9 protein-coding genes and 1 pseudogene are annotated in these 11995 nt (G+C 42.1%); 8 read left to right on the top strand and 2 right to left on the bottom strand.

Annotated elements, in window-relative coordinates; translation table 11 throughout:
* Nucleotides 1-217: 217 nt before the first annotated feature.
* From HZA08_07650 to HZA08_07625, 6 genes and pseudogenes are all read left to right on the top strand, one after another.
* Nucleotides 218-772 (top strand): Uma2 family endonuclease, encoded by a 555-nt coding sequence (locus HZA08_07650; GenBank protein MBI5193298.1) that lies wholly within the window; start codon nt 218-220, stop codon nt 770-772.
* A gap of 140 nt (nt 773-912) precedes the next feature.
* Nucleotides 913-2226 (top strand): ATP-binding protein, encoded by a 1314-nt coding sequence (locus tag HZA08_07645; GenBank protein MBI5193297.1) that lies wholly within the window; start codon nt 913-915, stop codon nt 2224-2226.
* A 179-nt stretch (nt 2227-2405) separates the two neighbouring features.
* Nucleotides 2406-3467, top strand: coding sequence for an NAD-dependent epimerase (locus HZA08_07640; GenBank protein ID MBI5193296.1), 1062 nt, complete (start codon nt 2406-2408; stop codon nt 3465-3467).
* Nucleotides 3464-3553, top strand: a pseudogene (locus HZA08_07635) (adenylyl-sulfate kinase). The gene HZA08_07640 and the pseudogene HZA08_07635 overlap by 4 nt, the downstream one beginning before the upstream one ends.
* A gap of 306 nt (nt 3554-3859) precedes the next feature.
* Entirely contained in the window at nt 3860-4414 is a 555-nt protein-coding gene (locus HZA08_07630; GenBank protein ID MBI5193295.1) for a Uma2 family endonuclease, read from the top strand.
* Between the two features lie 252 nt (nt 4415-4666).
* Nucleotides 4667-4822, top strand: coding sequence for a hypothetical protein (locus HZA08_07625; GenBank protein ID MBI5193294.1), 156 nt, complete (start codon nt 4667-4669; stop codon nt 4820-4822).
* Here the strand turns inward: HZA08_07625 and HZA08_07620 are convergent.
* Entirely contained in the window at nt 4815-5180 is a 366-nt protein-coding gene (locus HZA08_07620) for a fibronectin type III domain-containing protein (GenBank protein MBI5193293.1), read from the bottom strand. The two genes, HZA08_07625 and HZA08_07620, sit on opposite strands and share 8 nt — an antisense overlap.
* Complete coding sequence (locus HZA08_07615; protein MBI5193292.1) at nt 5177-7285, bottom strand: fibronectin type III domain-containing protein; 2109 nt, start codon at nt 7283-7285, stop codon at nt 5177-5179. The genes HZA08_07620 and HZA08_07615 overlap by 4 nt, the downstream gene beginning before the upstream one ends.
* A gap of 258 nt (nt 7286-7543) precedes the next feature.
* Between HZA08_07615 and HZA08_07610 the strand changes: the two genes are divergently transcribed.
* Together HZA08_07610 and HZA08_07605 are read left to right on the top strand one after the other, a co-directional pair.
* Entirely contained in the window at nt 7544-11047 is a 3504-nt protein-coding gene (locus HZA08_07610; protein MBI5193291.1) for an MFS transporter, read from the top strand.
* Between the two features lie 183 nt (nt 11048-11230).
* Nucleotides 11231-11851, top strand: coding sequence for a pentapeptide repeat-containing protein (locus tag HZA08_07605; GenBank protein MBI5193290.1), 621 nt, complete (start codon nt 11231-11233; stop codon nt 11849-11851).
* Nucleotides 11852-11995 lie beyond the last annotated feature (144 nt).

The following is an 11995-nucleotide window of genomic DNA, read 5'->3' as shown; positions in this document are numbered from 1 at the left end:
TTTCAACAAAAATCCCCACGTAGTATCAGAATAATTCCCCACTTTTTCTAAATAATCTGAATAGCAAAGTTCCACACCTTTAGTCGCAGCTATCTGCTTATTAATTTTGCTTTACTTTTTTATCTATGATAGATTTCTTGTGACTGGATTCATGGTTTTGGGAGAAGGTTCATAAGAGGGGTAGTAACAGATAAAATCAATTTTTTGGGGAGGACTTATGGCGACATCAATTTTAGAGAAGAAAAAATATACGTACGAGGATTATCTTAAAACACCTGATGATGTGAGATATGAATTGATAGAAGGAGAATTGCTTATGACACCTGCGCCGGTACCGAGACATCAGAGGATATCTATAAATATTGCTTTTAATCTTGAAGGATTTGTTACTGATAATGACCTTGGTGAAGTTTATTGTGCCCCATGTGATGTATATTTTGATGATGAGAATGTTGTTCAGCCGGATATATTGTTTATTGCTAAAGATCGGCTAAACATTATTGGTGAGAAGAATATACAGGAGGCTCCGGACCTTGTAATAGAAATACTTTCTGAAAGTACGGCATCGAGGGATTTGATACAGAAGAAGATGCTCTATGCTAAATTTGGTGTGAAGGAGTTTTGGATTGTATCGCCTGGAGAAAAGACTATAGATATTCATATCCTGAAGGATAAGAATTATGAGCTTTATAAGACTTATGGCGAGGCTGATACCCTTGAGTCTCAGGTTTTGAAGGGATTTACAATGGAATTAAAAGGCATTTTCAAGTAAGCATTAACGGTAACAACGATTAGACCCGCATTTAAAGGTGTAGTTAGTTCAATATTCCTACACAAAAGTGCTTGCCAAAAGTTAGTCAATATGTATAATAGTCATTGCATAAAATGCACATATTGAGTATTTAATGCCTTATGAAACGCAATATAACAGAGTCTTTAAATGACTGGAAATTATCCGCGAACCGCAAACCCCTGATTCTCCGGGGTGCCCGGCAGGTTGGTAAGACCTATATTCTCAAAGAATTCGGCAGGGTAGCCTTTCCCCGTTGCCATTATGTCAATTTCGAAGAGGATGAAAGGCTCGGACGGATTTTTGAGCAGGATCTGAAACCGGATCGTATTCTTGACGAACTGCAATTTTACCTCGATCAGATCATTGACCGCCGTCAGGATCTGGTATTTTTTGATGAGATCCAAAGTTGCCCAAAGGCCCTGACCAGCCTGAAATATTTCTCCGAGGATATGCCCGAATTAGCCCTATGCGCCGCCGGATCGCTACTGGGCGTGATGCTGCATGTGGACTCCTTTCCGGTCGGAAAAGTTCAGTTTATGGAAATGCACCCCCTTTCTTTTGATGAATTCCTCGATGGAGCGGGAAAGGAACGACTGGCCGAATTGATCCGGAAACATGACTTAAACCATCCCCTCCCGGAGATAGCCCATGAACAATTATGGGGTATGTGGAAGCATTACCTGGTCGTCGGCGGTCTGCCCGAAGCCGTCAACAATTATAGGGAAAAACAGGATAATTTGTATGAGGCCGTTCAGATGGTCCGAAAGACCCAGCGGGATTTGTTGGATGCCTATCTGGCCGACATGGCGAAACACTGCGGGAAGGCCAACGCCTTGCATATCGAGAGACTCTGGCGGAATGTCCCTGCGCAATTGGCAAAGACACAGAACGGATCAGCAGGCAAGTTCAAGCTCCGTGACAGCATACCCGGAATCCGCGGTTACGAAAGACTATCCACGCCATTAGACTGGCTGGAACGAGCTAATTTGCTCATTCGGGTTCCCATTGTAGATACCGCTGGCATTCCCCTTTTCGGGTATGTGAAGGGAAACCGCTTCAAACTCTATTTCTTTGACGTGGGCCTCCTAGGCGCCATAAGCGGCATCTCCCCGGTCACGTTCCTGAACTATGATTTCGGCAGTTATCAGGGTTACGTGGCGGAGAATTTTGTGGCTCAGGAACTGCAGTCTGCAGGTGTTAAGACCCTCTACTGCTGGCAGGGCCGCACAGCAGAAGTGGAATTTCTTCTTGAAAAGGAGGGGGAAATCATACCAGTGGAGGTCAAATCCGGATGGGTGACCCAATCCAAGAGTTTGAAGGTCTACGCCGAGCACTATCATCCCCAAAAAGCTTACATCCTGAGTGCCAACAACATTAATCAGCGTAATGTCAGTTGTTATCTCCCTATATATACGGCAGGCCGTTTGGGTTGAGAGGGGAGCACTTTAAGACTTACGAGCTTTATAAGACTTATGGAGAGGCTGATACCCTTGAGTCCCAGGTTTTGAAGGGGGATAGGATGAAGTTAAAGGGAATATACAGGTAAATCGCTTTTGTTTACTATTGCATAATAAGGTTAGCCAAAAGCAGCTAAATGAAAGGAGTAAAATAGATAACCATGAAACGCATTTTGATTACCGGTACCGCCGGCTTTATAGGATTTCACCTCTCAAAAAAATTATTGGATAGTGGTGATGAAGTAACAGGACTTGATAGTATAAATGATTATTACGATGTCAAGCTTAAGTTTGACAGGTTGAAAGAGTGTGGAATCGACAGCTCCAAAATAAAATATAACAATACTATTCATAGCTCAAAATATCCAAACTACCAATTTACAAAACTGCGACTTGAGGACAGAGAGAATGTTTTGAGGCTTTTTGAAAGTGGGCATTTTGACGTAGTAATTAATCTGGCTGCTCAGGCAGGGGTTAGGTATAGCCTTATTAATCCTTATGCTTATGTAGATAGCAACATAACAGGGTTCTTAAATATTCTTGAAGGATGCAGGCATAATAGCGTTAAACATCTTGTCTTTGCCTCTTCCAGTTCAGTGTATGGTGCAAATACAAAAATGCCGTTTTCTGTTCATCACAATGTTGATCATCCGGTTTCTCTTTATGCTGCAACAAAGAAATCAAATGAGTTGATGGCTCATACCTACGCAAGCCTGTATAAAATACCATGTACGGGAATGAGATTTTTTACAGTTTATGGTCCTTATGGCAGGCCTGATATGGCACTATTTATTTTCACAAAGGCTATACTGGAAGGTACTGCTATAGATGTGTACAACTATGGAAAGATGCAGAGAGACTTTACATACATAGACGACATTATTGAGGGGGTGGTGAGGGTGATTGATAATGTTCCGAAGCCTGACCTCAATTGGAATGGAGACAATCCTGACACGTCTTCAAGCTATGCCCCGTATAAAATCTATAACATAGGCAATAATAATCCGGTTGAACTGATGAGATTTATTGAGGTGTTGGAGGATTGCCTCGGTAAGAAGGCAGATAAAAAACTGCTGCCGATTCAAGCGGGTGATGTGCCGGCTACTTATGCTGATGTGGATGACTTGATTAGGGATGTTGGGTTTAAGCCCTCCACGTCTATTGTAGAAGGAATAAAGAAGTTTGTGGAGTGGTATGAGGAGTACTATCAGTTATAGAAGGTAATGGCCATAAGAGTTGTGTTCTCTGGTTTACCGGTCTATCCGCTTCAGGTAAATCTACGATAGCAAACGCCTTACAGTATATACCTTTCTTCTTCCTCTCACTGACTGTGGTTGGTTTTATTATTTGGCTTTTGAGAAAGTCTGAGATGAAATCTTCCCGCAATTGAATTTCAACAAAAATCCCCACGTAGTATCAGAAGTATTCCCCACTTAAAGTAAATAATCTGAATAGCAAAGGTACTAACCTTTAGGTGTAGTTATCTGTTTATTAATTTTGATTTACTTTTTTATCTATGATAGATTTCTTGTGTCTGGATTCCTGATTTTTGGAGAAGGTTCATAAGAGGGGTAGTAACAGATAAAATCATTTTTTTTGGGGAGGACTTATGGGGACATCTATTATAGAAAAGAAAAAATATACTTATGAGGATTATCTTAAAACACCTGAGGATAAAAGATATGAGCTAATCGAAGGAGAATTGTTTATGACACCCTCACCTATAACAAACCATCAAAGGATATCAAGGAAGATAGAGTTTTTACTTGAGAAGTTTGTAACAGAAAATGACTGTGGAGAGATTTTCTATGCACCGTATGATGTATATTTTGATGATGAGAATGTTCTTCAGCCGGATATTCTATTTATCACAAAGGAAAGGTTGAATATTATAGGAGATAAGAATTTACAAGGTGCACCGGATCTGGTAATTGAGATACTTTCAGAAAACAATGCCTACAGGGACCTTATACAAAAGAAGAAGATATATGCAAGGTATGGTGTAAAGGAGTATTGGATTGTGGTGCCTGGGGAAAAGACTATAGATATTCATATCCTGAATGATAAAATTTACCAGCTTTATAAGACTTATGGAGAGGAAGACACCCTTGAATCTCAGATTTTGAAGGGATTTAAAATGGAGTTAAAGGGTATATTCAAGTAAAACGCTGTCGTTTCCTATTTCATAATAAGGTTAGGGTCTGTCATAAAATAACCTATACATTTATGCATCTCATCTTCCGGCCATCTTTGTGTGCTCCTCAATCGCAACCCCTCAGCGTAGATTCAACTACGCCTTCGGGTTTGCTCAATCGGTCGCACTCAAAACTGACCGAAATCTGAGCGCCTAAATGCACAAGTTATTTCATGACAGACCCTTAGCCAAATATGTAAAGAATCTTAATGGAGGTTATTTATGACTATGTTAACATTATCCCCTTTTATGAAAGCGATATTAGAGAAGGTTGGTGGGGAGCCTGAGAGTAGGGCGATTGAATTGTTGATATCAGGTATCAAAGAGAATCTGAAAGAGTGTGAGCTTGAGGTCTATAACCTTGCCTATCCTACCTGATTGTTTTGATTACCTCATTTGAGTAGTAACTTTCATTCCCCGTAGTGTCATAAGCAGTTGTTGCAAAATAATAAGTCCCCTCAGCAAGTCCTTCTATAGTATGCTCAGTTGCAATAGAGTTGTTTATATCTATTACTTCTGAATATGTGCCGGATGTTTTTCCGTAATAGATTTTGAATCCTGCCAGGTCTGTCAGTTCAGTCCCATCAACATTGGTTGTAGGAGGTTCCCATGATAAGGCAGCGGAGTTTGATGATCCTTGAGAGCTTTTTCCGTCAACTCCGCAGGAATTGAGTAACGATATTATAAAAGTAAGAAATATTATTGTGTATTTTGATGTTTGGATTTGCTCCCTCATGGTTTATTAATTACAAGCTCATATTGCCCGTCCAATATTACAGAAATCCAGTATCCCTGCCAAATCTTAAGTGCAGCAGTGTCATACAAAACAAAACTATATGTACTCCCGTTGTATGTGTATAATGCATTGCTGACCCACCCTGCTATCACGGCATCTTTGTAGGTTTTTATTTCTCCTGTACCAATATTCTTTATATAAGTGTTTATTAGCGGTATATCCAGTGGATATGGGTTTCCAATCATATTCCAGCCTGAATTAAGTGGAATAGTTCTGGTCGGGTCTGTAATTACAGTGCCGGTAACATTAAGTATAGCATTGTTCGTGTTTGACTTTAATAAGTATCCATTTCCGGGAATGATATTTGTTGCAGTTGTAAAGGAACCGCCACCATTAGTTATGCCATAAGACATCCATGAGTAAACTTCTACCGGCGAACCGACAATTCCGCTTAATAATGTCTGTGCATCTGATGTTTGAGTTGTTAATGGTATTGATATAGCTGTATAGCCATTTCTTAGTGCTGTTACAGGGAGTGCCGGAAAATTATTTCCATTTATTACATTTGATATTGCAGAAACATTTCCTTTTTCATCAATTGCTTTGATAGCAAAGAAATATACACTATTTGGAACAAGTTGATTTACTTGAAAAGATTCAACTGTACCGGCAGGTGCCGGATAGATGACACCTGTTATTTTGGGGGCTATTGAAAAGTTTATTTCGCCTTGTTTTGGAGTAATGCCGTCTTCTATAATCCTGAATCTTGACATCCTCAAGTCATAGGCTGTTGCCGTTCCTACGGTACCATCAGCGCCTGTTGCTGTCCAGTTAATCGTCACAGAATTTTTTGTACTTAAGGCCGGCATGATACTCATATCCATAATTGGAGCCGGTATTTCCGGTTGCATATTTCTGAGTGTTGTAAATGTGTACCCTGTTGATATACCCTGATTCCCTGCCTGATCTATGGAACGTACGCGGAAATAATAAGTAGTGTCAGGGGTTAAACCCGACAATACAACTGTATGGGATATTGTTAAATTATTATCAGGGTTACTGAGCGTCCCATAAAGGTTACTTGTGCCGTATTCTACATGGGATGTGGCCGGTTCATTGCTTGTCCAGCTTATTGTTAATTGATTAGTTGTTATATTATTACTTGCTATGCCGGATATAATTGGAGAAGTTGTATCAAGGGTTATAGCTGCTGTATGTTTAATTGAATAATTGCCTGCCTTATCTCTGTATTGTATATAAACTACTTTAACCCCATCGCCATTTGGTACCTGCCAATCCTTATTGTTCGAAACGTTTTTCCACGTAAACCATGTCCATGCAATGTTATCGTTTGAAATCCGCATCAATGAACAACCGCTTAAATTGTCACTGCATGACGGCGTTATTGTAATCCATGAAGTGGTTGCATAAGTTGCGCCACTGTTTATAGACGATGTCCCTGAAGGAGGGGTTTTATCAACTATTATCGAGTCAGTGCAACTGACTGAAATGTTGCCGGCATTGTCCTGAAACTTTACATATATGTTCTTTGCCCCTTCTCCACTGGAAAATGTAAAAGTTTTATTTGAGGAAAATGCTTCCCATTTACTCCATGATATATTATCTTCAGAAAACTGCATCTGCCTGCATCCTGAATCATTATCAGTACAGGATAGTGTTAGAATAATATTAGAAGTATTGGTATAAACCGCATCATTGTTAATAGAGACTGTACCGGTTGGAGATATTAAATCAGGGGGTATGGGAATAGGTATAGTTTTAGAAGTTTCACTTGAGAAATTGCTTTCATTTCCTGCTGTATCATAAGCTGTTACAGCAAAAAAGTATGTAATGTTTTCTGTAAGGTTTGTCAGCGTATATGCAGTCACATTCCCAACATCTAATATTGAGCTATAGCTGCCTGAGGATGTTCCATAGTAAACTTTGTATCCGGCAAGGTCTGTTAAGGTTGTGCCATCAACATTAGTCGTTGGCGGTGTCCATGAAAGGCTTGCTTCACCTGCAAAAGAAGAATTTAATATCCCATGAAATGTTATATATAATACTGCTATACCTATTAGGAATAATTTATTGCCGGTTTTCATTTTTTATTATTTCCTTCAGATTTTGGGCTTGGAAAACGCCGCCAGTGAATATTATCTCTTGGCGGCTCGGCTGGCGTGAGATAATTCTAAAATCTATCTTTTAGCCCCATTAAAAATTTTAATAATATTACTATAATAGTGTTCTTATTGCAAGGCAAATGTAACTTAATCAGCAATTATCGGTGAAACAAGAGAATCGCTGAAATTAAACTTAACAGTTTGCAAAAATCCGTTCATACATTCATAATATAGCCCGTTATGTCAGGCGGCAGATACACAGACCTTTTAAAAAATTTTGGATTTCTGTCATTTCTAATGACTCAGTTTCTTGGGGCATTTAATGACAACCTCTTTAAGATGGTGGTCTCCCTGTTTGCTGTGGAGACTGTGGCTAAGTCCGGCGGCGGCAGCGGCTACCTTTCTCTTGTAGGCGCATTCTTCATTCTTCCCTTCTTGCTTTTTTCCGGGTATTCAGGTTATGTCTCGGATGTGTTTAATAAACGGAGTGTAATTATCGGTGCAAAAGGCTTTGAGATTGTTGCGATGGTACTTGCCTTGTTCGCATTCCGCTCGGTCAGGATTGAGTTTATGCTGGTTGTGCTTTTCCTTGTTGCTGTCCATTCTACATTCTTTAGCCCTGCAAAATACGGTATAGTCCCTGAGATGCTTCCATATAAGGATTTATCAAGGGCAAACGGTTTGCTTGAGATGACTACATTTCTTGCCATCATACTCGGCACTGCAATCGGCAGTTTAATATTTGCAAAGTGGAGAGGCCGTGTTGAGTATATGGGGTTCGCCCTTATTGTTATAGCAGTAACAGGTACGCTGGCGAGTACAAGGATTTCAAAGGTCCCGACATCAGGATCGAAAAAGGCATTCAGGCTGAACCCGTGGGGAGAGATTATAACAGGCATTAAGCGTCTTTACGAGGTCAGGCCTCTCTGGTTGACAGTAGTCGGGATTTCCTACTTCTGGTTTCTTGGGGCGCTTCTTCAGATGCTTATTATTTTATTCGGGAAGGAGTTGATGCATTTAAATGACCAGTGGATCGGGCTTCTTGTTGCATCACTCGCAATCGGGATAGGGGCCGGCAGTATTGTAGCGGGACGTCTCTCCGGTGATAGTATCGAGCCTGGGCTTGTACCTGCCGGATCAATCGGGATGGGATTATTTTCAATACTCCTCTCATTTTCGACCTCATCATTTAAGATGGTAGTGATTGTCCTGATCTTAATGGGCTTTTCAGGCGGGTTGTTCATCGTGCCTATGAATGCATATCTCCAACAGGCGAGCGGACAGCAGGAAAAGGGGAGGTTGATAGCGACCAACAATTTCCTGAATATGGCCGGAGTCCTTTTATCCTCAGGAGCGCTTTGGTTATTCAGGGACTTTCTACAAATACAGGCCAATAAAGTTATCCTTATATTTGGCTTTGTTACATTTATTGTGACAGCGTATATCGTAAGGAAATTGCCCGGATATTTTGCCAGGTTTGTACTGTGGATAGTTGTCAGGACAATTTACAGGGTGAGGATTACGGGATACGAGAATGTACCCTTAAAAGGTCCGGTGCTCCTCATATCAAACCACGTTTCCTTTGTTGATGCCCTTTTGATCGGCTCCTGCACAAAAAGGTTTGTCCGTTTCATGATCGCACGGTCGTATTATAACATCAGATGGCTGCAGTGGTTTTTTAAATTAATGGGTGCTATCCCTGTATCTGAAAAGAGCCGTAAGGACCTGCTCCAGTCTATTGCCCATGCAAGGAATGAATTGCGGGAAGGTAATCCGGTCTGTTTATTCGCAGAAGGTGAGATTACACGCACAGGTAACATCCTTCCATTTAAAAAGGGGTTTGAAAGGATAGTAGAGGGGTTAGATGTCCCTGTTATCCCTGTTCATCTTGACCGTGTTTGGGGGAGTATGTTCAGTTTCAGCGGTGGGAGATTCCTTAGAAAATTGCCCCACAGCTTCCCTCATCATATTACAATATCTTTTGGACGGCCAATGCAGTCGGATGTTAAGGCTTATGATATTCGTCAGGCTGTGGTCGAGCTTGGGAGCGATGCCGTCCGGTTCAGGAGGGTTCCTGATGACCTTCTCCATCTGCGGTTTATGAAAAATGCTAAAAGAAACTGGTTCTCCTTTTGTATGGCTGATTTCACAGGCAGGGAACTTAATTATGGGAAAACTCTTACTGCCTCGATTCTGCTTGCGTCGTGGATAAAGAGAAACTGCAGCAGGGAAGAAAACATCGGCATACTCCTGCCTGCATCAGTCGGCGGTGCAATTGCAAACATAGCTGTCCAAATGGCAGCAAAGGTCTCTGTTAACCTCAACTTTACCTCCGGGAATGAGTGCATGTCCGAGGCCATCCGGCAGTGCAGTATTAAGACGATTATTTCATCGAGAAAATTTATCGAGGCGGTCGGACACTCTCCGTCTTTTCTAAAGGGGGAAGAGAGTGCGAAGCTTTCCTCCTCCCCTCTCCCCTTGGGGGAGAGGGTTAGGGTGAGGGGGGGGGAGGTTGATGCTGCTAACATGGTCTTCCTTGAAGACATTATGCAGTCTGTAACCTCTTCTCAAAAAATAATCTCAGGAGCTGCTGCCTTCCTTCTTCCGTATACCTTACTTAAAAGACTCGTTATTCGTGACCGGAGAAAGCCGGATGACCTTGCCGCTGTTATCTGTTCAAGCGGCAGTACAGGAATACCAAAGGGCGTAATGCTTTCTCATCATAACCTTATTTCAAACATTGAAGGTTTTTCTCAGGTATTTCATCTTACTAAGAAAGATAAGGTTATGGGGGTGCTGCCATTTTTCCATTCCTTTGGATTTACTGCTACTCTGTGGTTTCCCCTTGTCATCGGTTTTGGTGCTGTATATCATGCGAATCCCCTTGATGCAAAGACTGTTGGTGAGATGACATCAAGATATAAGGCTACAATCCTCCTAAGTACCCCGACGTTCTGTTCATCTTACATTAAGAAATGCGATGGAGAAGACTTTTCATCATTACGTTATGCCATAGTTGGCGCTGAAAAATTACAGGGGACGGTTGCCGCAGGATTTAAGGAAAAGTTCGGCATTGACCTTATGGAGGGGTATGGCTGTACTGAGATGGGGCCGGTTGTTTCAGTGAATATGCAGAATATTGAGCACTGGACAGTACGTCAATGCGGGAACAAGCCCGGCACAGTTGGACATCCAATTCCCGGTGTAGCGGCAAAGGTGGTAGATATCGAGACAGGAGAACCTCTTGGTAATGGTAAGGGGCAGGAGGGTATGCTTCTTATAAAAGGCCAAAACCGTATGATAGGCTATCTTGGCCAGCCTGAGAAGACAAGAGATGTGCTTAAAGACGGCTGGTACATAACAGGAGACATTGCATCAATAGATGAAGACGGCTTTATAATGATTACAGACCGCTTATCCAGATTCAGCAAGATAGGCGGTGAGATGGTGCCTCATGTAAAGATTGAGGAGACCATAAGCGGCTTACTTGGCAATGCAGGCTGTTTTGTTACAGCAGTCACAGACAGCAGTAAAGGTGAGCGGCTTGTTGTGCTCCATACAGATAAAGATATGAACTCAGATGATATCTGGAAGTACTTATGCAGGACAGACCTGCCGAGGCTCTGGATTCCACGTAGAGATAATATTTACTATATCGAGACAATCCCAACACTCGGAAGCGGTAAAGTTGATATGTGGCAGGCACGCAGCGTAGCTATTGAGATGAGCAAGGCGAGAAGTTAGAAGCAAGAAGTAAGAGGTTAGAAGTAAGAGATGGCTGATGAAATTACTTATGAGCAACACGATTACAAGGGACAATGAAAATCCCCCTCCCGCAAGGGGAGGGGAGATATGAATGATTGCCAATAATCCCCCCTCCCTTGACGGGAGGGGGTCAGGGGGAGGGTGGGCTATGGAGGCTTTCGGATGACTAAAGAAGAATTACTCAAACGATTACAGAACAACGAGAGCGTAGCTGGCATGGACCTTAGCTGGGCAGACCTCAGCGGAATGGATTTGCATGGGGTTGACCTGTCCGGCTGTACTATGACCGGTGCAAAGTTAATAAATACAATTCTTGACGAGGCCATTCTTGAAGATGCATTTATGGCAGAAGTAAATATCGCAAATGCAAGCCTTAAAGGCGTCAGAGGTAAAAGGGTGTTTTTCCAGAGGGCGGACATGCGTAATGTTAATATGGAAGGCTGTGACTTTGAAGAGGCACACTTTCAGGTGTCTGATCTATCCGGGGCAATATTGATGAACTCCAATCTGAAGGGTGCTATGTTTATTGATTCAACACTTACAGACGCCGACCTCTCAGGTGCAGACATGAGTTGGGCTAATCTGCGGGGTGCTGACCTGACCCGTGCAAACTTCTCCGGTGCAAAACTGATTGAGGCTGATATGCGAAAGGTCAAGACTGAAGGGGCCAACTTCAGTAATGTTGATGCAACCGGTGCAATGTTCTATGGCAAGCCACCGTGGGAAGGGGAAAAGAAGGACAAGGACTGGGAGAAGGAACTCCCATATCACCAGGAAGACTAATCCTTCATCCGAAAATGACCCCAAGTAAGCAGTAAGCGGTAAGCAGTTAGCAGATAAAGACTGCCTTTCCTGTTTACTGCTCACTGCTTACTGTTTACTATTTTCATTTCCCTTTGTGAGCGCCCCGCTCATGAGGGTTCATCC

The sequence above is a fragment of the Nitrospirota bacterium genome, from assembly GCA_016212215.1.
Classification (GTDB): Bacteria; Nitrospirota; 9FT-COMBO-42-15; order HDB-SIOI813; family HDB-SIOI813; genus JACRGV01.
Note: the sequence above shows the minus strand (reverse complement) of the source record. Positions and strands in the feature narration are given on the sequence as shown.

Excerpts from the sequence above, each read along its gene's own strand:
- HZA08_07650 (MBI5193298.1), top strand. The coding sequence starts at position 218 with ATGGCGACATCAATTTTAGAGAAGAAAAAATATACGTACGAGGATTAT.
- HZA08_07645 (MBI5193297.1), top strand. The coding sequence starts at position 913 with ATGAAACGCAATATAACAGAGTCTTTAAATGACTGGAAATTATCCGCG.
- HZA08_07630 (MBI5193295.1), top strand. The coding sequence starts at position 3,860 with ATGGGGACATCTATTATAGAAAAGAAAAAATATACTTATGAGGATTAT.
- HZA08_07625 (MBI5193294.1), top strand. The coding sequence starts at position 4,667 with ATGACTATGTTAACATTATCCCCTTTTATGAAAGCGATATTAGAGAAG.
- HZA08_07620 (MBI5193293.1), bottom strand. The coding sequence starts at position 5,180 with ATGAGGGAGCAAATCCAAACATCAAAATACACAATAATATTTCTTACT.
- HZA08_07615 (MBI5193292.1), bottom strand. The coding sequence starts at position 7,285 with ATGAAAACCGGCAATAAATTATTCCTAATAGGTATAGCAGTATTATAT.
- HZA08_07610 (MBI5193291.1), top strand. The coding sequence starts at position 7,544 with ATGTCAGGCGGCAGATACACAGACCTTTTAAAAAATTTTGGATTTCTG.
- HZA08_07605 (MBI5193290.1), top strand. The coding sequence starts at position 11,231 with ATGACTAAAGAAGAATTACTCAAACGATTACAGAACAACGAGAGCGTA.